The sequence below is a fragment of the Agrococcus terreus genome, assembly GCF_014645235.1.
Taxonomy (GTDB): Bacteria; Actinomycetota; Actinomycetes; order Actinomycetales; family Microbacteriaceae; genus Agrococcus; species Agrococcus terreus.
Genome location: NZ_BMLM01000001.1, coordinates 561,153 through 581,440 on the forward strand (window position 1 = coordinate 561,153; position 20,288 = coordinate 581,440).

The window sequence follows — 20,288 nt, forward strand, 5'->3', positions numbered from 1 at the left end:
CCCGGGGAGCGCGAGCAGGGGGAGCGGATGAGCGCGTCGTGGCAGCCGGGACCGCAGGGGGCCGGGCAGCAGGCCGCTGCGCAGCACGCGCCGGGTCCACCGATGCCGGTGCAGGCGCCGCCGCCCCAGCAGGCATGGGCGCCCGCCCATCCGGGTCAGGCCGGTCCTCCGCAGGTCGGCCGGGTGCAGGGCGCCTGGCCGCAGCACGGCGTGCCCCTCGGTGCGCCGCAGCCCGGCTGGCAGCGGCCGCAGCAGCCCGCGCAGCGCTGGAGCTCGCCCACGCACCCCGGCCCCCGCACCGACCTGCTCGCGGTGCTCGCGATCATCGCCTCGGCGACCGGCACGACCGTGCTGCTCGGCCTCGGCAGCATCGCCGGCATCGTGCTGGGCGCGATCGCGCTCGGCCGCATCCGCCGCTCCGGCGAGGACGGCCGGCTGCTCGCGATCTGGGCCATCGCGCTCGGCGGCGCGACGATCGTCGGCATCGTGTCGATGGCCGTCACGGGCGTCTCGCTCTTCACCCGCCTCATCGAGCAGCTCGGTCCCGCGCTCGGCGTCTGACCGGCGGGCGCCGCGGCGCGGTCCGGCCGGCGTGACGACGCGTGACGATCCTCGGCCCGGATCCAGGCTTCCGCCGACGGACGCGCGGTACGGTGGCCTCGCGCAGCCGTGCCTCGGCCCGTGCGACGCGCAGCCCGTGCGCCCCAGGAGGATCTCGTGAGCGATCAGCACCCCCCGACCGACGACCGCTTCCGCCGTCCCGACGGCCAGGACGGCGAGGCGCAGCCCGCCGCCGACTTCGGGCAGCAGCCGGAGCAGGCGCCGTCGTTCGGCCAGGCGCCCGAGGCGCCCGCGCCGCAGCAGGCCGAGCAGCACTGGTCGCAGCCTGCCGCCGAGCAGACCGCCGCCGGGCACGAGGCACCTGAGGCGGCCCAGCCCGCGGCGCCGCAGCAGCCCGACTACGGCCAGCACTGGGGCCAGCCCGCGCCCGAGCAGGCCGCGCCCGCCTCCGGCTCCCACGGCCAGGCGTACGGGCAGGAGTCGCAGAGCGCCCCCGCCTACGGCCAGGCCCCGCAGCACTCGGCGCCGGGATACGGCGCTCCCGAGCAGGCGTCGCACGCGCAGTCGGAGGCCGGACAGGCCTCGGCCCCGTACGGGCAGGCCGCGCCCGCCTACGGCCAGGACCCCTACGGCCAGCAGGCCTCGCCCGGCTACGGGCAGCAGTCCGCGCCGGCCTACGGGCAGCAGTCCGCGCCGGCCTACGGGCAGCAGTCCGCGCCGGCCTACGGGCAGCAGTCCGCGCCGGCCTACGGGCAGCAGAGCGCGCCCTACGCGCAGCCCGGTCAGGGCTACGACCAGGGCGCCTACGGCCAGCAGGCGCCCGGTCAGCAGGCATACGGCCAGCAGCCCTACGACCAGAGCGCGCCCGCCGATCCGGCCTACAGCCAGTCGTACGGCCAGCCCGCCTACGGGCAGGCGGCTGCCTACGGCGATCAGGGCTTCGGCCAGCAGGGGTACGGCCAGGCGCCGGCGCAGCGCAGGTTCAAGGGCATCACCGTCTGGGCGCTCGTGCTCACGGGCCTCGGCGTGCTCGGCACGCTCGCGTTCGGCCTCGGCCTCCTGCCGGCCCTCGCGGGCGCGATCCTCGGCTTCGTGGCCGTGCGCAAGAACCCCGAGGCCAAGCCGTGGCCGCTCATCGCCGGCATCGTGGGCGCCGTCGCGGCGCTCGCGTCGGCGATCCTCTTCACCGTGAACATCGTCAACGCGATCGCCTGGATCGAGTACTACTCGGCGTTCTGAGCCGTGCTCGATCCCGCTCCGGCCGCTGGCGGCAGGCTGTCGTCGCTCACGGCGCTCGCGCTCGTGCTGTCGGGGCTCGGGCTCCTCGCGTCGTTCGCGAGCGGGCTCGGGCTGCCGCTCGCGTTCGCCGGCGCGGTGTGCGGTGCGGTCGGGCTCGTCGACCGCCGCGAGGACCGGCCCTGGCCGCTCGTCGCGGTGCTGGCCGGAGCGCTCGGCACGGTGGTGGGGCTCGTGCTGCTGATCCTGGCCGTGGCCGCGTTCCTCGAGCCGCTGCGCGCCGCGTAGGCGCGGGCGGTCCGTCGAGGGCGGGCTCCTCGGGGCCGGTCGCCTCAGGGCCGGTCGCCTCAGGGCCGCTCGGTTCAGGGCCGCTCGGGTCAGGGGCGGTCGGCGAGGATCGCGCGGTGCCGCCCGGCGATGCGCGTCGCGATGAGCGTCGCCCGCGCGTCGCCGCGCAGCTTGAGCCGCTTCCGCAGCGCCGCCGGGTCGAGGTCGGCGCCGCGCTTCTTGATCTCGAGCTCGCCGATGCCCAGCTCCCGCAGCCGCTGCGCGATGCGCCGCTCGTCGAGCGGCATCGTCTCGCGCACGCGGAAGGCCTGCGCGAGCGGCGTCTCGACGTGGGCGTCGGCCGAGAGGTAGGCGATGCCGTCGCTCACGCCGCGCGCCCCGATCCGCTCGGCGAGCGCGCCGATGAGCTCGGCCCGGATCACGGCGCCGGCCGGCTCGTAGAGCCACTCGCCGAGCTCGCCCTGCTCGGGGTGCTGCGGCTCGCCGACGAGCTCGGCCGCGCCGGCGTCCGAGAGCACGAGGGCGCTGCGCGGCACGCCGGCGCGCGCGAGGGCGCCCGTCCACACCACCGTCTCGACCGTCTCGCCCGCGTCGGTCACCCACTGGAGCTCCGCGTCGGCGGGCAGCAGCGCGCGGTCGATGCCGGGGGCCAGCTTCACGCCGGCGGGCCGCTCGGCGGCGCGCGCGAGGACCGCGTCGAGCGCGGGCGACCAGTCGGCGGGGTCGGCGAGCCGGGTCGCGCCGTCGCGCCGGGCCGGGTCGAACCACAGCGCCTCCGCGTCGACGGGGGTCTCGAGCGCGTCGCCGTGGACCACGCGCGCCGACCAGGGCGCGAGGTTGTACGCGGCGAGCGCCGCGGTGGCCTCGTCGCGCTCGACGGCCGTCACCTCGAGGCCGAGCGTCGCGAACGCGAGCGAGTCGGCGCCGATGCCGCAGCCGAGGTCGGCCACCGAGCGGATGCCGGCCTCGCGCATCCGGCCCGCGTGGTGCGCCGCGACCCGCAGGCGGGTCGCCTGCTCGAGCCCGGCCTCGGTGAAGAGCATGGCGCCGGCGAACTCGCCGAACCGCCCGGCGGCGCGACGGCGCAGGCGCGCCTGGGTGAGCACGGCGGCGACGAGCCGCGGGTCGTGGCCCTCGGCGCGCAGCCGCGCGACCTCCCGCACGACGTCGCGCTCGCCGAGCCCCGCCTCCACGCGGTCGAGCAGCGCGAGGCCCTCGCGGGTCAGCAGCAGCCGCAGCTCGTCGACGTCCATCGCACCATCCTGGCATCGCGCGCCGGCCTGCCCGCGGGGCGTCCGCGCGCGAGGTCCGCCGCGGGCGAACGGCTGGCACTCATGTTGACCGAGTGCCAGCGCGCGGCGTAGGCTCGCTCTGGTGTCCGGCCCATCCGGACGCGCCCCACAGTCTGACAAGAAAGAGGCAACCGTGTCGGTTTCCATCAAGCCGCTCGAGGACCGCATCGTCATCCGTCAGGTCGAGGCCGAGACGACGACCGCCAGCGGCCTCGTCATCCCTGACACCGCCAAGGAGAAGCCCCAGGAGGGCGAGGTCGTGGCCGTGGGCCCCGGCCGCTTCGACGACAACGGCAACCGCGTCCCCGTCGACGTGGCCGTCGGCGACCGCGTGCTCTACTCGAAGTACGGCGGCACCGAGGTGAAGTTCGGCGGCGACGAGTTCCTCGTCCTCTCGGCGCGCGACGTGCTCGCGATCGTCGAGCGCTGACAGCCAGCAGCAGCTGACGCGGCGGCGCCCCCGATCGGGGGCGCCGCCGTCGCGGTTCCACCCGGAGCCGCGGCAGGCCCGGATGCGCGTGAGGAGCGACGATGGGAGAGCCGGATCGGACCCGGGCCGGGATCGGCTACGCGGTCTTCGCCTACGCCTTCTGGGGCGTCGTGCCCGTCTACGTGCAGCTCATGCGCGGCATCGACGGCTTCGAGCTCATCGGCTGGCGGCTCGTCGCCTCCGTCGTCGTCGCCGTCGCGCTCGTCATGATCACCCGGGGCTGGGCCAGGCTCGCCGCCGTCGCGCGCAGCCGCCGAGACCTGGGCCTCCTGTCGCTCGCGGGCCTCACCGTGCTCGCCAACTGGACGGCCTTCGTCGTCGGCATCCTCAGCGACAGGGTGCTCGAGACGAGCCTCGGCTACTTCCTCAACCCGCTCGTGAGCGTCGTGCTCGCCGTGCTGTTCCTCGGCGAGCGGCTCAGGCCGCTGCAGTGGACCGCGGTCGCCGTCGGCGCGGTGGGTGTGCTCGTCATGGTCGTCGCGTACGGCGAGGTGCCGTGGGTCGGCCTCACGGTCGCCGTCTCGTTCGGGTTCTACGGCCTCATCAAGAAGCGCCTCTCGGGCGAGGTCGACGCCCTCTCCGGCTTCACGATCGAGACCGTGGCGGCGCTGCCCGCCGCGCTCGTCATGATGGGGGTCGCCATCGCCCTCGGCGGCGTCACGCTCGGCGCCAACGGCGCGGTCGGCGTGTGGGCGACGGCCGGCTTCGGCCTCGTCACCGCGGTGCCGCTGCTCGCCTTCGCGGCCGCCGCGCGCCGCGTCTCGCTCACGGCGCTCGCCTTCACGCAGTACCTCGCGCCGATCATCTCGTTCCTCTTCGGCGCATTCGTCATGCACGAGCCCATGCCGCTCGAGCGCTGGATCGGCTTCGGCCTCGTCTGGGCGTCGCTCGTGCTCGTCTCGATCGAGCTGCTCCGGCGTCGGATGCGCAGGCCGCGGCCGGAGCCCGCGGCCGCGTAGCGCGGACCAGGGGCCTAGGCGATCTCGGGGCGCTTCTGCCGGAACATGCGGGCGGGCCGGTCCTCGCCGTCCCACACCTGCACGATGCCCCACGCCACGGCGGCGACGGGCACCGAGAGCACGGCGCCGACGATGCCACCGAGCACCGTGCCGATCGTGAGCGCGATGAGCACGACGAGGGCGTGCAGCTTGAGGGTGCGTCCCATGACGACGGGCTGCAGGAAGTTGCCCTCGAGCTGGTTCACGGCAATCACGGCCGCGAGGATGACGAGCGCGACGATCGGCCCGTTGGCGACGAGCGCGACGAGCGTCGCGAGCGCGCCCGCGAGCGTCGCGCCGACGATCGGGACGAAGGCGAGCAGGAAGACGAGCACGGCGAGCGGCAGTGCGAGCGGCACCTGCGCGAACGCGAGCACGACGCCGATGCCGACCGCGTCGACGAGCGCCACCGTGGCGGTGCCCCGCACGTAGCCGCCGAGCGTGTCGACGGTCCGGCGGCCGATGCGCGTGCCGCGCTCGTAGGCCGCGCCCTCGAACGGCCGCAGCAGGAACTCCCAGATGCGCGGCCCGTCCTTGAGGAAGAAGAACAGCACGACGACCATGAGCACGAGGCCCGTGACGAAGCTCGCAGCGGCGCTCACGCCCGCGACTGCGCCGGACCCGAACTGGGCGCTCGTGAGGAACTCCACGATCGCGTCGCGCGCCTGCTGGATCTGCTCGTCGGTCGGTGCGAAGGGCAGCGTCGAGACCCATTCGAGCACCCGGTCGAAGCCCTCGGTGGCCTGCTCGGCGAGCTCGCCGAACTGCGAGCGCACGGCGCTGACGATGAGCCAGACCACCCCGCCCAGCACGACGACGATGCCGAGCAGCGCGAGCGTCGTGGCGAGCAGGCTCGGCACGCCCTTCGCACGCATCCAGCGCATCGCCGGCTCGAAGGCCGAGGCGAGGATGAGCGCGATGGTGACGGGGATGATGACGAGCGAGAGCTGCGTCATCGCGAACACGACCGCGGCGACGGCGATGAGGACGATGATGCCCTGCAGGGCGCGCGTCGCGAACCTGCCGAAGCCGTCCTGCCACAGGGAGGCTGCTGCCTCCGACGGCACGGCGGCCGCGGCCGTCGATCCTGCCTCGCGCCTCGTGGCGCGGCTCCTCCAGAACATGCGTGCCCCCTTCGTGCGGTCGACGCTATCCGGGGTCGCCTGAACCTCCCGCTGGGTCAATCCTGAGCCCGCGGGAGGAGGCCGCTCCGACCGGGCCGGAAGGGTCCGCGCGTGCGCCAAGACCGTTACCAGGACGTAACGCAAACCTGCGTTCCCACGAGTGTTCCTCGCCTACTGTGAATGCAACCGTCCGCGCCAGCGGACGAACTCCAGCACATGAGGAGCACCATGCAGTCCTTCCTTCGCACCACGGGCAAGCCCCGTCGGCTCGCGGCGCTCGGCGCCGCGACCGCCGGCGTGCTGCTGCTCGCCGCCTGCTCCGGCGGCGGCGCGCCCGCACCGTCCGGTTCCGCAGGCCCCGACGAGGGCGGCGAGGTCGACACCTCGCTCGTCATCGGCTCGATCCTGCCCCAGACCGGCAACCTCGCGTTCCTCGGCCCGCCCGAGTTCGCGGGCGTGAACCTCGCGGTCGCCGACCTCGAGGCCGCGGGCTACGAGTTCGACGTGACGCACGAGGAGCGCGACTCCGGCGACACCACGACCGACATCGCCACGCAGTCGGCGGGCGAGCTCATCCAGGCCGGTGCCGATGTCGTCATCGGTGCTGCGTCGTCGGGCGTCTCGTTCACCTTCATCGACCAGCTCGTCGACGCGCAGGTCGTGCAGATCTCGCCGGCGAACACGTCGCCCGACTTCTCGGACTACGAGGACGACGGGTTCTACTGGCGCACCGCGCCGTCGGACGTGCTGCAGGGCCGCGTGCTCGGCAACCTCATGGTCTCGGACGGCGCCGCGAGCGTGGGCTTCATCACGCTCAACGACCCGTACGGCACGGGCCTGCAGTCGAACGCCCAGGCGGCGGTCGAGGCGGCCGGCGGCGAGGTCGTCGCCAACGAGCTGTACAACCCGGGCGACACGAACTTCCAGACCGTCGTCCAGACGGTCGTCAACGCGCAGCCCGACGCGATCGCGATCATCGCCTTCGCCGAGACGGCGCAGATCGTGCCGGAGCTCGTGACGAACGGGTTCCCGTCCGCCGGCATGTACTTCGTCGACGGCAACCTCTCGAACTCGTACGAGTTCGCGGAGGGCACGCTCGAGGGCGCCAAGGGCACGCTGCCCGGCAACCCGGCCGACGACACCTTCCAGGACCGCCTGCTCGAGATCGACCCGTCGCTGACCGACTTCTCGTACGGCCCCGAGTCGTACGACGCGGTCATCCTCGCTGCGCTCGCCGCGGCGCAGGGCGGCTCGGCCGACTCGATCACCATCCGCGACAACCTGCAGTCGGTCTCCGAGGGCGGCACCGAGTGCACCGAGGTGGCGGAGTGCCTGCAGCTCATCGCCGATGGCGAGGACATCGACTACAACGGTCCGTCCGGCCCCATCACTTTCGACGAGAACGGCGACCCGACCGAGGCGTACATCGGCATCTACCAGTACGGTGCCGACAACCAGTACACCTTCCTCAACGCGGAGTTCGGCTCGCTCAACGAGTGATCTGACCTGCACCACGAGAGGGCCCCGCTCCGGCGGGGCCCTCTTCGTGCGTGCGCCGTCGGTCGCTCCTCCGCTGGATGCCCTTCCGCACCGCTGACCGCCCCCAGCGGTCGCCGTACCGCTGTTCGTCTCGCTGGTCGAGGAGCTGCCGGCCGCGTCTCGAGACCACCTGCGCCTCTCCGCTGGTCGAGGAGCTGCCGGCGCTGCCGGCCGCGTCTCGAGACCACCTGCGCGGCGAGGTCTTCGCGGAGCTGCGGCTTCGCTCAGCCGGCGGAGCGCAGGGCGGCCGCACACGCAGGAGGGGCCTCGCCGCGGCGAGGCCCCTCCGTGCGATCCGAGGTCAGGCGTTCGGGTCGACCACCGGATGCGAGGTCGTCCTCGCCTTCTCCTCGACGTCGGTCGCGAGCGTGCCGAGGTACAGCTGGATGACCTTCGGGTCGTTGAGCATCTCGCGGCCCGTGCCCGTGTACGCATCCTTGCCCTGGTCGAGCACGTACGCGCGGTGCGCGATCTGCAGGCAGCGGCGCGCGTTCTGCTCGACCATGACGATCGTGACGCCGTGGCTGTTGATCTCGGCGACCCGCAGGAACGTCTCGTCCTGGCGCACCGGCGAGAGACCGGCGCTCGGCTCGTCGAGCAGCAGCACCGCCGGGTCCATCATGAGCGCGCGGCCCATCGCGACCATCTGGCGCTCGCCGCCCGAGAGGCTGCCGGCGCGCTGGCGGCGCCGCTTCACGAGCTCGGGGAAGAGGCCGCCGACGAACTCGAAGCGCTCCTTGAACACCTTCGGCTGCTGGAACAGGCCCATCTCGAGGTTCTCCTCGATGGTGAGCGAGGGGAACACGTTGTTGTTCTGCGGCACCATGCCGACGCCCTTGCCGACGAGCTTGTCGGCCTTCAGGCCGGTGATGTCGTCGCCGTTCAGCACGACGCTGCCGCCGCGGATGCTCACCTGCCCGAAGACGGCCTTGAGGAGCGTCGACTTGCCGGCGCCGTTCGGGCCGATGATGCCGATGAGGTCGCCCTGGTTGGCCACGATCGAGCAGCCGTTGAGGATGTTCACGCCCGGCAGGTAGCCGGCCACGAGGTCCTTCGTCTCGAGGACGGGGGTGGGGGTCATCGCTGCTCCTCCTCGGGGCGCTGCTCGGGCGCGGCCTCGGCCGCGGGCGCCTCGGGCTCGGGCGTCGCGGCCGGCTCGTCGCCCGCCTCGATGCCGTCGGCCTCGAGCTCCGCGTCGCGCTCGGCGTCGGCCTCCTCGTGGATCTGGGCGACCTGCTGGTTGGTGAGCGTGCCGAGGTCGGTGTCGTGGTGGGCGCCCAGGTAGGCGTCGACGACGGCCTGGTCCTGCATGATCGTCTCGGGCGGGCCCTCGGCGACGACCTTGCCCTCGGCCATCACGATGACCCAGTCGGAGATGTGCCGCACCATGTGCATGTCGTGCTCGACGAAGAGCACGGTCATGCCGTCGTCCTTGAGCCCCTTCACGTGGTCGAGCAGCGACTGCGTGAGCGCTGGGTTCACGCCGGCCATCGGCTCGTCGAGCATGACGAGCGTCGGCTCGCTCATGAGCGCCCGGGCCATCTCGAGCAGCTTGCGTTGGCCGCCCGAGAGCGACGCCGCGTAGTCCTCGCGCTTCGCGTCGAGCTTGAAGCGCGCGAGCAGCTGGTCGGCGCGCTCGACGTTGGCAGCCTCCTGCGCCTTCCACAGCGGCTTCAGCAGCGCCGCGAACAGCCCTTCGCCGCGCTGGTCGCGCGCGCCGAGCAGCATGTTCTGCAGCACCGTGAGGCGGCCGAGCGACTTCGTCAGCTGGAACGTGCGCACCATGCCCTTGCGCGCGACCTTGTGGCTGGGCACTCGGGCGAGCGACGAGCCCTCGAACGACCACTGGCCCTGGTTGGGCCGGTCGAAGCCGGTGAGCAGGTTGAAGAAGGTCGTCTTGCCGGCGCCGTTCGGCCCGATGAGGGCCGTGATGTGCCCGCGCGGGATCTCGACGTGGGCGACGTCGACGGCCGTGAGGCCGCCGAACTGGCGCACGACGCCGTCGGCGACGACGATCGGGTCGACCTTCTTGCAGCCCGGTCCGACCTCGCCGTCGACGAGGGGATGGGTCCTGGGAGTCGTGGTCGTGTCAGACATTGAACGACAGCTCCTTCTTGTTGCCGAGGATTCCCTGTGGTCGGAAGACCACCAGCGCCATGAGCGCGAGGCCGACGAGCACGAAGCGCAGCTGGCCGGCCTGCGAGCCGGTCATGGCGCCGAAGATGCCGAGGCCGTGCAGGAGGTTGATGAGGCCGCCGGTGAACGACAGCAGCACCCAGAAGAGGATCGAGCCGAGCAGCGGGCCGAGGACCGTGGCCGCGCCGCCGAGCAGCAGCGCCGTCCAGATGTAGAAGGTCATCGTCGTCGCGAAGTTGTCCGGCTGGACCGCCCTGGGGAGGATGAACATCACGCCGGCCAGGGCGCCCATCGTGCCGCCGAGCACGAGCGCCTGCATCTTGTAGCCGTAGACGTTCTTGCCGAGCGAGCGCACGGCGTCCTCGTCCTCGCGGATGCCCTTGATGACGCGGCCCCACGGGCTGCGCATGAGCAGCCAGACGAGGATGAGCGCGACGATGACGAGGCTCCAGGCGATGATGCGCACCCAGGTGTCGTAGGCGGTGGCCGTCCACGGCCCGAACCCGTAGGTCGTGCCGGTGAGCGGGTTCATCGCGTCGATGTCGCCCTTGTAGTCCTGGCCGCGGAGGCCCTGCGAGCCTCCGGTGACGGCCGTGAGGTCCTGCGTGCGCACGGTGAACCGGATGATCTCCGCCGCCGCGATCGTGACGATCGCGAGGTAGTCGCCGCGCAGGCGCAGGGTCGGGATGCCGAGGATGAGCGCGAAGATCACCGCGGCGACGATCGCGACGAGGATCGCCGCGATGAAGGACAGCCACGAGGGCCAGCCGAGCGTCGCCGTCGGGTCGACCATCATCGTGAAGATCGCGAACGCGTACGCGCCGATCGCCATGAAGCCGGCCTGGCCGAAGTTCAGCAGGCCCGAGTAGCCGAAGTGGATGTTCAGGCCGATCGTGGCGAGCGCGAAGGCCGCCGTCGTCGGCGAGAGGATCTCGCCGGCTGCGGTGTTGAGGATGGAGAGGAAGTCCATCAGCCGATCCTTTCCCGACGACCGAGGATGCCCTGGGGACGCACCAGGAGCACGAGGATGAGCACCAGCAGGGCCACCGCGTAGCGGAGGTCGGGTGCGATGAACAGGGTCGCGAGCTCGGTGACGAGGCCGATGACCAGGGCGCCGACGAGCGCGCCGAACGCGCTGCCGAGGCCGCCGAGGGTCACGCCCGCGAAGAGCAGCAGCAGGATCGTGAAGCCCACGTCCCACTTGATGTTCGCGCCGATGAAGTACGTGTAGAGGATGCCGGCGAGGCCAGTGAGCACGCCCGCGAGGACCCACACGATCCGGATCACGCGGTCGACGTCGATGCCGGATGCCGCGGCGAGGCTCGCGTTGTCGCTCACCGCGCGCGTGGCCTTGCCGATGCGGGTGCGCGTGAGGAACAGGCCGACGCCCAGCAGCACGACCACCGAGACGGCCATGCCGACGACGTTCGACATGGTCATGTTGACCGGGCCGACCTGCACGACGATGCCGCGGTCGACGCGGAGCTGCTCCGTGCCGCCGCCGATGAGGAACTGGTAGAAGTACCGCAGCGCGATCGAGAGGCCGATCGTCACGATGAGCACCTGCACGAGGCCCACGCGCCGCCTGCGCAGCGGACGGAAGATCGCCGCGTCGTGGAACCATCCGAACGCGGCGGCCGCGACGAGCGTGAGCACCACCGAGATCCAGACCGGGAGCCCCACGAGGGTGGTCGCCGCGTAGAACGCGATGCCGCCGAAGGTGAGCATCTCGCCGTGCGCGAAGTTGTTGACGCCCGTGGTGCCGAAGATGAGGGTGATGCCGATCGCGGCGAGCGCGAGGAGCAGGCCGAAGCTGACGCCGGAGATGATGCGCGCGAGCAGCTTGGAGCCGAAGTCGTTCGACGCGGCGCCCGTGGAGGCCTCGCCGCTGCCGGCGTCGCCGCCGGGGTCGGAGCTGCCGGTGCCGCCGGTGCCGCCCTCGCCGCCCGTGCCCGTGTTGCCGCCGGTGCCGCCCGACGGCGTCGGCGCGGAGCCGCCGCCCGTCGGCTCGCCGAGCGGGAAGAGCACGCCGTTCGCCGAGGACGAGGCCGTGAGCTCGCGGCTCTCGAAGGAGGGGTCGCGGAGCGTGACGCCCTCGGGGAGGGTCGACGGGTCGATCGAGACCGTGTACGTGCCCTGCTCCTGGAGGCCCACGAGCCAGCGCCCGTCGGCGCCGGTGGCGACCGTCTCGTCGACGCCGTTGCCGCTGACGGTGATCTCCACCCCCTCGAGCGGCGTCTGGCCGTCGCGGACGATGCCGTTGAAGTTGTACGGCGCGGGCTGGCCGGTCTCGGCCAGGGGGGCCGCGGCTGCTGCGGTGGCACCGCCTGCCGCCATGGCCATGACGGCCAGGGCGACGGCGATCGCTCGCCGCAGCCCGCTCCGTCGCGGTCTGCTGGACGTCTTCACGTGTCCTCCATGCTGTGGGGCTGCGGCGCACAAGGGAATGCGGCTCGCACGATGCCCGTTACATCGGTGGTGACACAGTAGCGGCGCCGGAGGCCGCCGCTGACCGAAACTCGACGTTCCCTTGGCCTTGTCACGGTGATGCCGCGGGACCGTAACCGAATCGATACGATGAGAGCGATGGAGATGCGCAATCCGTTCGGCCCGATCGGCCTGACCTACGACGACGTCATGCTGCTGCCGGGCCGCACCGATGTGATCCCGAGCGAGGCGGACACCGGCACGCGGCTCTCGCGCCGCATCCCGCTCGCGATCCCGCTCGTGTCGAGCGCGATGGATACCGTGACCGAGGACCGCATGGCGATCGCCATGGCGCGCCAGGGCGGCATCGGGATCATCCACCGCAACCTCGGCATCGCCGACCAGGCCGCGATGGTCGACCGGGTGAAGCGCTCGGAGTCGGGCATGATCACCGACCCCGTGACGACGCATCCCGACGCGACGATCGAGGAGGTCGACCGCGTCTGCGGCGAGTACAAGGTGTCGGGCCTGCCGGTCGTCGACGCCGAGGGCACGCTCGTCGGCATCGTCACCAACCGCGACATGCGCTTCGTGCCGCGCGACGAGTTCGCGACGACGCTCGTGCGCGACGTCATGACGCACGCGCCGCTCGAGACCGCGCCCATCGGCATCAGCCGCGAGGACGCGTTCGCGATCTTCCACCGCACGAAGCTCGAGAAGCTGCCCCTCGTCGATGAGCAGGGGCGCCTCGGCGGGCTCATCACCGTCAAGGACTTCGACAAGACGGAGCAGTACCCGCACGCCACGAAGGACGCGCACGGCCGACTCCGCGTCGGCGCCGCGATCGGCTTCTTCGGCGACGCCTTCGATCGGGCCGTGGCGCTCGCGGAGGCCGGCGTCGACGCGATCGTCGTCGACACCGCGAACGGCGAGAGCCAGGGCGTGCTCGACATGGTCGCCAGGCTCAAGGCCGACGAGCGCTTCGCCGAGATCGACATCATCGGCGGCAACATCGCCACCTACGAGGGCGCGAAGGCGCTCATCGAGGCGGGCGTCGACGCCGTGAAGGTCGGCGTCGGCCCGGGCTCCATCTGCACCACCCGCGTCGTCTCGGGCGTGGGCGTGCCGCAGGTGACCGCGATCTACGACGCGGCGCGCGCCGCGCACGACCTCGGCAGCGACGTGCCGATCATCGCCGACGGCGGCCTCCAGTACTCGGGCGACATCGCGAAGGCGCTCGTGGCGGGCGGCTCGTCGGTCATGCTCGGCTCGCTGCTCGCCGGCACGAACGAGAGCCCCGGCGACCTCGTGCTCGTCAACGGCAAGCAGTTCAAGTCGTACCGCGGCATGGGCTCGCTCGGCGCGATGCAGACGCGCGGCAAGAAGACCTCCTACTCGCGCGACCGCTACTTCCAGGCCGACGTGCCCTCCGACGAGCAGCTCATCGCCGAGGGCATCGAGGGCCAGGTGCCGTACCGAGGCGGCCTCGCGACGGTGGCGTACCAGCTCGTCGGCGGCCTCCGGCAGTCGATGTTCTACGTGGGCGCCCGCACGATCGGCGAGGTGAAGGCGAAGGGCCGCTTCGTGCAGATCACCGCCGCCGGCCTCAAGGAGAGCCACCCCCACGACATCCAGATGGTCGTGGAGGCCCCGAACTACCGGCGCTGACCCGGCCGCCTCGCGAGAGGTACGCATCACCGACAGGTGCCCCGCTGGACGGCGGGTGCTGGTCCACCAGCACCCCTCGTCCCGCGGGGCACCTGTCGTTCTCCACACCACGGTCGGACGGGTGCATCAGCGACGCTCGGCGCCTGGCACGGTGCGCGCATGGACCTCCCGCTCATCCGCTCGCGCGGTGCCGAGATCGTGCGCGTCGATCGCGACGCGCGACTCCGGCGGGTCCGCCGCGGCTGGTACGTCGACGCCCGAGATCACGAGATGGCGGATCGGCGCGATCGGTACCTGACCGCGATCGCGGCGGTGGCCGCCGCGAGGCCCGCCGTTATCTTCGCGAGGGAGTCCGCGCTCGCCCTCGCGGGCCTCCCGTTCGGCGCGCCCGTCGACGTGTTCACGATCGGCGACCCCGCGACGTCCGGCCGGAAGGCCGGCGTGCGGCACTCGCACGTGCAGGTCGACGGGGACCACGTCGTGGTGGAGGACGGGATCGCGCGTTGCTCGTCCGGCTTCGCCCTGGCGGACCTGGCGCGTCGCGGGCGACAGGTGGATGCGGTCTCCGCGCTCGACGCGGCCCTGGCAGGTGGCCTCGTCGAGCTGAGTGCGGTCGCGGCGGCGCTCGAGCTCCAGGGTCCGCGCGGGCAGCGTCGCGCCTCGTGGGTGCTCGAGTTCGCCGACGCACGATCCGAGTCGGTGGGGGAGTCCTGGAGCCGCGTCCTGCTGCACCGGCTCGGTGCGCCGACGCCGGAGCTGCAGGTGCGCATCCCGACCGTCCTCGGCGATCGCTTCGCCGACTTCGGGTGGGAGCGTCGCGACCGACGCCTGCTCGCCGGCGAGTTCGACGGCTTCGTGAAGTACGGCAGGCTCGCCGAGGGGCGCGGCGAGCTGCCGGCGGACGCGCTGTTCTGCGAGAAGCGCCGCGAGGATGCGATCCGAGCGTCGCACGATGTCGGGCGCTGGGTCTGCAGCGACCTGCTCGCGCCCACGAGGCTCGCTCGCATCCTCGTTGCTGCTGGCCTTCCGGTGCGCTCGACGCCACTCCCGGGCTGTCGGCAAAGGGGCGTCAGGGAGCGCCGGCGCGGGCGAGAAGTGGGGGTTGCAGGGGGCGGAGACGCGATATATCGTGAGTTGCAGCAAGACGCGATATATCGCAAATGGAGCCTAGGGAGGCGAGCATGGAGCAGCAGGACGGCCGCTGGGGCCAGCAGGGCGACGGCGACACGAGGCCGCGCAGCGCATCGGGCGCCTCGGCGTCGGGTGCCGACAGCATCACCGAGCGGTGGACGATCCAGGAGGGCCAGAGCCGGGTCATCGACATCGACGCCGTCCACGCGCTCAAGGTCGGCATCGTCGGCGGCAGCGTCGACATCGTCGGCCACGACGAGGCGACCGCGCGCGTCGAGGTCCACCGCGTCGAGGGCCCGGACCTCGCGGTCTCGCTCGAGCAGGGCCGCCTCCAGGTGGCGCACATGCGGATGTCCTGGGACGACGTGTGGTCGTCGATCCGCTCGCTCGCGGGCGGCCGGGCGCGCGTCGAGCTCTCGATCCTCGTGCCGCGCGACGTCGACCTCACGCTCGGCCAGGTGACCGCATCCGGGCTCATCTCGGGCCTCCAGGCCCGCGCGAGCGCCAGCACGGTCTCGGGCGCGCTGCAGGTGGAGTCGCACCGCGGCCCGCTCGACGTCAACACCGTCTCGGGCGACGTCGAGGCGTCCGATGTCGCGGGCCGCGTGAACGTGCACAGCATCTCGGGCGAGGTGGCGATCTCGGGCGCGCTCGAGGAGGCCGGCGTCGACACCGTCAGCGGCGACGTGCTGCTCGACGTGCACGGCTCGCCGCGCGCCATCTCGGTGAACGCCGTCTCGGCCGACGTGGCCGTCCGGCTCGACGCCGACCAGGGCGCGCGCGTCTCGACCCGCACCGTCTCGGGCCGCGGCACGGTCGGCGGCCGCGCGCTCCCGAAGCGCGGCGGCAACGAGTCGCTCGAGGGCCGCCAGCCGTTCGGGCTCTCGGCCAACACCGTCTCGGGCGCCGTCACGGTCGTCCGGAGGGACGTGTGAGCCCCGCGGTCTTCGGCCACGGCGCGCTGCGCCTGTACCTGCTGAGCCTGCTCGCCGACGCGCCGCGCCACGGCTACGAGCTCATGCAGGCGCTCGAGCAGCGCTTCGGCGGCACGTACTCGCCGAGCGCGGGCACGATCTACCCGCGCCTCGCGAAGCTCGAGGAGGAGGGGCTCGTCACGAAGACGGTGGAGGGCCGGAAGGCCACCTACGCCATCACCGACGCCGGCCGCGCCGAGCTCGCCGCCCGCGAGCACGAGCTGCGCGACCTCGAGGCCGAGATCACCGACTCCGTGCGGCGCATGGCATCGGAGGTGCGCGAGGGCGTGCGCAGCGCGATGCGATCGCTGCGGGCCGACCTCGCGGCGGCCGAGCGGGATGCGCGCGACGACGCCCGGGATGCGGCCAGGGATGCGCGGCGCGACGCCCGCGATGCCGCGCGCGACGCGCAGGACGCGGCACGCGACGCCCGCCCCGGCGCCGACGAGCCGTGGACGTTCGGCTTCACGTGGGGCACGGGCTCCGGCTCCTCCGCCCCTGTCGCGGACGGCTTCGTGCCGAACCCCGGCTCGCCGCCCGCGCCGAGCCCCGGTCCGCGGCCGGCGCCGCCCTCGGCGCCCGACCCCGACGACCGCCTCGGCGCGCGCCTCGCCGCCCACGACATCGACCTCCGCCTCGCGGCGTTCCGGCAGGAGGTGCGCAGGCTCGCTCGGCGCGACCGGGCCGAGCGCCTCTCGGCCGACGCGGCCGCCCGCGTCGCCGCCGAGCTCGACGGCGCGCTCGCGCGGATCCGCGACATCCTGCGCTGAGCCGCTCCGAGCCGCCCGCCGTGCCGTCGCCCGCCCCACCGCGCCGCGCCGCCTCCGAGGCAGCCGTGAGCCTGGGCGTCGGCGTCGGGAGGCGGCGATAGGCTGGGCGGGTGACGGAGATCGAGATCGGCCGCGGCAAGCGGGCACGCATCGGCTACGGGTTCGACGACATCAGCGTCGTCCCCTCGCGCCGCACCCGCGACAGCGACCTCGTCTCGCTCCAGTGGCAGATCGACGCGTTCAAGTTCGAGATCCCGGTGCTCGGCGCCCCGACCGACTCGGTCATGAGCCCCGCGACCGCGATCGCCCTCGGCCGCTCGGGCGGCCTCGGCGTGCTAAACCTCGAGGGCGTCTGGACCCGCTACGACGACCCGGAGCCGCTGCTCGCTGAGATCGCGGGCCTCCCCGCCGACCTCGCGACGAACCGGATGCGCGAGATCTACGCCGAGCCCATCAAGCCGGAGCTCATCACCGCGCGCCTCCAGGAGGTGCGCGACGCCGGCGTCGTCGTCGCCGGCAGCCTGAGCCCGCAGGCCGTGCAGGAGCACTACGAGACCGTGCTCGCCGCGGGCGTGGAGCTCATGGTCATCCGCGGCGCCACCGTGAGCGCCGAGCACGTCTCGGCCGACGCCGCGGCGCCCCTCAACCTCAAGCAGTTCATCTACGAGCTCGACGTGCCGGTCGTGGTCGGCGGCGTCGCCACCTACACGGCCGCCCTGCACCTCATGCGCACGGGCGCCGCGGGCGTGCTCGTCGGCTTCGGCGGCGGCGCGGCCTCGACGAGCGAGAAGGTGCTCGGCGTCGCGGCGCCGATGGCGACCGCCGTGAGCGACGTCGCCGCGGCCCGCCGCGACTACCTCGACGAGTCGGGTGGCCGCTACGTGCACGTCATCGCCGACGGCTCGCTCGGCACCTCCGGGCAGATCGTCAAGGCCCTCGCGGTCGGCGCCGACGCCGTCATGCTGGGCACCGCGCTCGCCCGCGCCACCGACGCCCCCGGGCGCGGCTGGCACTGGGGCCCGGAGGCGCACAACCAGAAGCTCCCGCGCGGCAACCGCGTGCAGGTCGACCAGGTCGGCCCGCTCGACGTCGTGCTGGGCGGCCCCGCCCCCGTGGCGGACGGCACCGCGAACCTGATGGGCGCGCTCCGCAAGGCCATGTCGACCACCGGCTACAAGGACCTCAAGGAGTTCCAGCGGATCGACGTGGTGCTGGAGGCGAACCCGCCGCGGTAGAGGCATCGCCGCTCCGACCCGTCGGGCCGGGCGACGCAACGGATGGAGGATCCATGGCTGAGACCACCAACAGCGTCAGCCGGTCGAGGAAGCTCGGCCCGGAGGAGCGCGCGGCCGCGATCGCGTCGATGCGCGAGCGCGAGGTCGACGTGCTCGTCATCGGCGGCGGCATCGTCGGCGCGGGCGCCGCGCTCGACGCCGTCACGCGCGGCCTGCGCGTCGGCCTCATCGAGGCGCGCGACTTCGCGTCGGGCACGTCGAGCCGCTCGTCGAAGCTCATCCACGGCGGCATCCGCTACCTGGAGCAGCTGAACTTCGGGCTCGTGCGCGAGGCGCTCATCGAGCGCGGCCTGCTGCTGCAGCGCATCGCGCCGCACCTCGCGAAGCCCGTGCGGTTCCTGTACCCGCTGAACACGCCGCTCATCGAACGCGCCTACATCGGCGCCGGCATGGCGATGTACGACGCGTTCAGCTACACCGGCTTCATGAAGCCCGGCGTGCCGCTGCACCGCCACCTCACGAAGAAGCAGGTGCTCAAGCAGATCCCCTCGCTCGACCCGAACGCCTTCGTCGGCGGCCTCACGTACTACGACGCGCAGGTCGACGACGCGCGCTACGTCGCCGAGCTCGCGCGCACCGCCTCCTTCTACGGCGCGCACGTCGCGAGCCGCGTGCGGGCGGAGGGCTTCCTCAAGGTGGGTGAGCGCGTCGTGGGCGTGCAGGCGCACGACTACGAGACGGGCGAGCAGTTCGAGATCCGCGCGAAGCAGGTCGTGAACGCGACGGGCGTCTGGACCGGCGAGACGCAGGCGATGGTCGGCGCGCGCGGCGAGTTCAAGGTGCGGGCGTCGAAGGGCGTGCACCTCGTCGTGCCGCGCGACCGCTTCCACTCCGAGATGGGCATGATCCTCCGGACCGAGAAGAGCGTGCTCTTCGTCATCCCGTGGGGCCGGCACTGGATCATCGGCACGACCGACACCGACTGGAACCTCGACCTCGCGCATCCTGCAGCGACGGCGGCCGACATCGACTACATCCTCGACCACGTCAACGAGGTGCTCGCCGCCAAGCTCACGCGCGCGGACGTCGAGGGCGTCTACGCCGGCCTCCGCCCGCTGCTCGCCGCCGGCGACGGCTCGTCGACCGCGAACCTCTCGCGCGAGCACCACGTCTCGCACACCGTGCCGGGCCTCGTGCTCATCGCGGGCGGCAAGTGGACGACCTACCGCGTGATGGCGAAGGACGCGATCGACGAGGCCGTGAGCGCGATGGACGGCAAGGTGCCCGAGTCGTGCACCGAGCAGATCCCGCTGCTCGGCGCCACCGGCTACCGCGCGGCGTGGAACAAGCGCGCCAAGATCGCCCGCGCGTTCGGCGTGCACAAGCACCGCGTCGAGCACCTGCTGAACCGCTACGGCGTGCTCACCGACGAGCTGCTCGACATGATCCGCCAGGATCCGCAGCTCGCCGAGCCGCTGCCGGGCGCCGACGACTACATCGGCGCGGAGGTCCGCTACGCGTGCACGCACGAGGGCGCGCTGCACCTCGACGACGTGCTCGCCCGCCGCACGCGCATCTCGATCGAGTCGTGGGACCGCGGCGTCGCCGCCGCTCCCGTCGCGGCGCGGATCATGGCGGATGCGCTCGGCTGGGACGAGGAGCGCGTCGAGCGCGAGATCAACACGTACAACAAGCGCGTGGCCGCCGAGCTCGCGAGCCAGGAGCTGCCGGACGACGCGTCGGCCGACCGGGCGCGCCTGGAGGCGCCCGAGATCGTGCCGCTGAGCGCGCTCCCGACCGCCGCCGACACCGTCGGCACGCGGCCGGAGCCCGCCCAAGGGTGACGACCAGCGGTGACGTCCTGCGCTGACGACCAGCGCTGAGGAGGCCCGAGCACGACGGAGGGCGGCCCCACCGGGTGGGGCCGCCCTCCGTCGTCGTCGCGGGCACGCTCAGGGGGCGTCGGCGCCCTCGTCCGGCTCGCCGCGCAGCCGGTCGCGCAGCCGCTCGGCTGCGGCGATCGGGGCCGTCTCGTCCTCCTGGGCCCAGGCCTCGCGCCACCCGGAGCCCTCGGCGAGCGCGGCGTCGAGCGCGGCGACCGCGGCCGCCCGCAGCTGGTCGTCGATCGCCGGCGGCGTCGGGTGCGGCGGCTCCTCCGCCCAGTCGACCTCGACGGCGTCCCCGCCCGGCATCCCGGACGCCAGCCAGGCCGCCGCGGCCACGGCCGTGCTCGCCTCCGGCAGGTCGGCGGGCGCCTCGCCCGTCGCGGCGGCGAACGTCTCGAGCAGCAGCGCGGTCCGGTCCTCCGCGGCCTCCAGCTCCCACGCCCAGTCGGCCGCGTCGTCGTTCTCGAACGGTCCCGTGCCCCATGCACCCATGTGCGCTCCTCGCTCGGTGGCGGCATCGCAGCCGCCTTCGC

At 73.1% G+C, this 20,288-nt stretch carries 19 protein-coding genes; 11 read left to right on the top strand and 8 right to left on the bottom strand.

Going from position 1 to position 20,288, the window contains the following annotated elements:
* The first annotated feature begins 183 nt into the window (after positions 1 to 183).
* From IEW90_RS02815 to IEW90_RS02825, 3 genes are all read left to right on the top strand, one after another.
* Entirely contained in the window at positions 184 to 561 is a 378-nt protein-coding gene (locus tag IEW90_RS02815) for a DUF4190 domain-containing protein (protein WP_188715826.1), read from the top strand.
* A 156-nt stretch (positions 562 to 717) separates the two neighbouring features.
* A complete protein-coding gene (locus IEW90_RS02820) occupies positions 718 to 1,800 on the top strand; it encodes a hypothetical protein (RefSeq protein ID WP_188715828.1) in 1,083 nt (360 codons plus the stop codon).
* A 3-nt stretch (positions 1,801 to 1,803) separates the two neighbouring features.
* Positions 1,804 to 2,085 (top strand): hypothetical protein, encoded by a 282-nt coding sequence (locus IEW90_RS02825; RefSeq protein ID WP_188715830.1) that lies wholly within the window; start codon positions 1,804 to 1,806, stop codon positions 2,083 to 2,085.
* Positions 2,086 to 2,174: 89 nt separating this feature from the next.
* Here IEW90_RS02825 and IEW90_RS02830 read toward each other — a convergent pair whose 3' ends face one another.
* Positions 2,175 to 3,338, bottom strand: coding sequence for a class I SAM-dependent methyltransferase (locus IEW90_RS02830; RefSeq protein ID WP_188715832.1), 1,164 nt, complete (start codon positions 3,336 to 3,338; stop codon positions 2,175 to 2,177).
* Positions 3,339 to 3,510: 172 nt separating this feature from the next.
* On the opposite strand from IEW90_RS02830, the gene groES reads away from it, so the two are divergent.
* Both groES and rarD read left to right on the top strand, forming a co-directional pair.
* Positions 3,511 to 3,807, top strand: a complete 297-nt coding sequence (gene groES / locus IEW90_RS02835; protein ID WP_188715834.1) for a co-chaperone GroES — start codon at positions 3,511 to 3,513, stop codon at positions 3,805 to 3,807.
* A 101-nt stretch (positions 3,808 to 3,908) separates the two neighbouring features.
* Positions 3,909 to 4,826, top strand: coding sequence for an EamA family transporter RarD (gene rarD, locus IEW90_RS02840; protein ID WP_188715836.1), 918 nt, complete (start codon positions 3,909 to 3,911; stop codon positions 4,824 to 4,826).
* A gap of 14 nt (positions 4,827 to 4,840) precedes the next feature.
* Here rarD and IEW90_RS02845 read toward each other — a convergent pair whose 3' ends face one another.
* Positions 4,841 to 5,989, bottom strand: coding sequence for an AI-2E family transporter (locus IEW90_RS02845; RefSeq protein ID WP_188715838.1), 1,149 nt, complete (start codon positions 5,987 to 5,989; stop codon positions 4,841 to 4,843).
* Positions 5,990 to 6,217: 228 nt separating this feature from the next.
* On the opposite strand from IEW90_RS02845, the gene IEW90_RS02850 reads away from it, so the two are divergent.
* Positions 6,218 to 7,489, top strand: coding sequence for an ABC transporter substrate-binding protein (locus IEW90_RS02850; protein WP_188715840.1), 1,272 nt, complete (start codon positions 6,218 to 6,220; stop codon positions 7,487 to 7,489).
* 340 nt (positions 7,490 to 7,829) lie between these two features.
* Here IEW90_RS02850 and IEW90_RS02855 read toward each other — a convergent pair whose 3' ends face one another.
* From IEW90_RS02855 to IEW90_RS02870, 4 genes are read right to left on the bottom strand one after another with little or no spacing between them, the layout of a single operon-like run.
* Positions 7,830 to 8,609: an ABC transporter ATP-binding protein gene (locus tag IEW90_RS02855; RefSeq protein WP_188715842.1), complete on the bottom strand. Its 780-nt coding sequence runs from the start codon at positions 8,607 to 8,609 to the stop codon at positions 7,830 to 7,832.
* Positions 8,606 to 9,625, bottom strand: coding sequence for an ABC transporter ATP-binding protein (locus tag IEW90_RS02860; protein WP_188715844.1), 1,020 nt, complete (start codon positions 9,623 to 9,625; stop codon positions 8,606 to 8,608). The genes IEW90_RS02855 and IEW90_RS02860 overlap by 4 nt, the downstream gene beginning before the upstream one ends.
* Positions 9,618 to 10,634 carry a branched-chain amino acid ABC transporter permease gene (locus IEW90_RS02865; protein WP_188715846.1) on the bottom strand — a complete coding sequence of 339 codons (1,017 nt, stop codon included), beginning with the start codon at positions 10,632 to 10,634 and terminating at the stop codon, positions 9,618 to 9,620. Before IEW90_RS02865 ends, IEW90_RS02860 begins: the two co-directional genes overlap by 8 nt.
* The gene (locus tag IEW90_RS02870) at positions 10,634 to 12,007 is read right to left on the bottom strand and encodes a branched-chain amino acid ABC transporter permease (RefSeq protein ID WP_188715847.1); all 1,374 of its coding nucleotides are present in this window, start codon (positions 12,005 to 12,007) and stop codon (positions 10,634 to 10,636) included. The genes IEW90_RS02865 and IEW90_RS02870 overlap by 1 nt, the downstream gene beginning before the upstream one ends.
* 243 nt (positions 12,008 to 12,250) lie before the next feature.
* Between IEW90_RS02870 and guaB the strand changes: the two genes are divergently transcribed.
* On the top strand, positions 12,251 to 13,759 hold the full coding sequence (guaB, locus tag IEW90_RS02875; protein WP_188715849.1) for an IMP dehydrogenase: 1,509 nt from the start codon (positions 12,251 to 12,253) through the stop codon (positions 13,757 to 13,759).
* A 126-nt stretch (positions 13,760 to 13,885) separates the two neighbouring features.
* Here guaB and IEW90_RS02880 read toward each other — a convergent pair whose 3' ends face one another.
* Complete coding sequence (locus tag IEW90_RS02880; RefSeq protein ID WP_188715851.1) at positions 13,886 to 14,710, bottom strand: hypothetical protein; 825 nt, start codon at positions 14,708 to 14,710, stop codon at positions 13,886 to 13,888.
* Positions 14,711 to 14,940: 230 nt separating this feature from the next.
* On the opposite strand from IEW90_RS02880, the gene IEW90_RS02885 reads away from it, so the two are divergent.
* The 4 genes from IEW90_RS02885 (at position 14,941) to IEW90_RS02900 (ending at position 19,713) form a co-directional block, all read left to right on the top strand.
* Entirely contained in the window at positions 14,941 to 15,825 is an 885-nt protein-coding gene (locus IEW90_RS02885) for a DUF4097 family beta strand repeat-containing protein (RefSeq protein WP_188715853.1), read from the top strand.
* Entirely contained in the window at positions 15,822 to 16,634 is an 813-nt protein-coding gene (locus IEW90_RS13960; protein ID WP_188715855.1) for a PadR family transcriptional regulator, read from the top strand. The genes IEW90_RS02885 and IEW90_RS13960 overlap by 4 nt, the downstream gene beginning before the upstream one ends.
* A 110-nt stretch (positions 16,635 to 16,744) precedes the next feature.
* The gene (locus tag IEW90_RS02895) at positions 16,745 to 17,869 is read left to right on the top strand and encodes a GuaB3 family IMP dehydrogenase-related protein (RefSeq protein ID WP_188715857.1); all 1,125 of its coding nucleotides are present in this window, start codon (positions 16,745 to 16,747) and stop codon (positions 17,867 to 17,869) included.
* Between the two features lie 53 nt (positions 17,870 to 17,922).
* Positions 17,923 to 19,713 (top strand): glycerol-3-phosphate dehydrogenase/oxidase, encoded by a 1,791-nt coding sequence (locus IEW90_RS02900; RefSeq protein WP_188715858.1) that lies wholly within the window; start codon positions 17,923 to 17,925, stop codon positions 19,711 to 19,713.
* Positions 19,714 to 19,821: 108 nt separating this feature from the next.
* Here IEW90_RS02900 and IEW90_RS02905 read toward each other — a convergent pair whose 3' ends face one another.
* On the bottom strand, positions 19,822 to 20,247 hold the full coding sequence (locus IEW90_RS02905) for a DUF4259 domain-containing protein (protein ID WP_188715860.1): 426 nt from the start codon (positions 20,245 to 20,247) through the stop codon (positions 19,822 to 19,824).
* Positions 20,248 to 20,288: the final 41 nt, after the last annotated feature.

Excerpts from the sequence above, each read along its gene's own strand:
- IEW90_RS02900 (WP_188715858.1), top strand. The coding sequence starts at position 17,923 with ATGGCTGAGACCACCAACAGCGTCAGCCGGTCGAGGAAGCTCGGCCCG.
- IEW90_RS02845 (WP_188715838.1), bottom strand. The coding sequence starts at position 5,989 with ATGTTCTGGAGGAGCCGCGCCACGAGGCGCGAGGCAGGATCGACGGCC.
- IEW90_RS02870 (WP_188715847.1), bottom strand. The coding sequence starts at position 12,007 with ATGGCCATGGCGGCAGGCGGTGCCACCGCAGCAGCCGCGGCCCCCCTG.
- guaB (WP_188715849.1), top strand. The coding sequence starts at position 12,251 with ATGGAGATGCGCAATCCGTTCGGCCCGATCGGCCTGACCTACGACGAC.
- IEW90_RS02830 (WP_188715832.1), bottom strand. The coding sequence starts at position 3,338 with ATGGACGTCGACGAGCTGCGGCTGCTGCTGACCCGCGAGGGCCTCGCG.
- IEW90_RS02855 (WP_188715842.1), bottom strand. The coding sequence starts at position 8,609 with ATGACCCCCACCCCCGTCCTCGAGACGAAGGACCTCGTGGCCGGCTAC.
- IEW90_RS02865 (WP_188715846.1), bottom strand. The coding sequence starts at position 10,634 with ATGGACTTCCTCTCCATCCTCAACACCGCAGCCGGCGAGATCCTCTCG.
- IEW90_RS02860 (WP_188715844.1), bottom strand. The coding sequence starts at position 9,625 with ATGTCTGACACGACCACGACTCCCAGGACCCATCCCCTCGTCGACGGC.
- IEW90_RS02885 (WP_188715853.1), top strand. The coding sequence starts at position 14,941 with ATGGAGCAGCAGGACGGCCGCTGGGGCCAGCAGGGCGACGGCGACACG.
- rarD (WP_188715836.1), top strand. The coding sequence starts at position 3,909 with ATGGGAGAGCCGGATCGGACCCGGGCCGGGATCGGCTACGCGGTCTTC.
- IEW90_RS02905 (WP_188715860.1), bottom strand. The coding sequence starts at position 20,247 with ATGGGTGCATGGGGCACGGGACCGTTCGAGAACGACGACGCGGCCGAC.
- IEW90_RS02850 (WP_188715840.1), top strand. The coding sequence starts at position 6,218 with ATGCAGTCCTTCCTTCGCACCACGGGCAAGCCCCGTCGGCTCGCGGCG.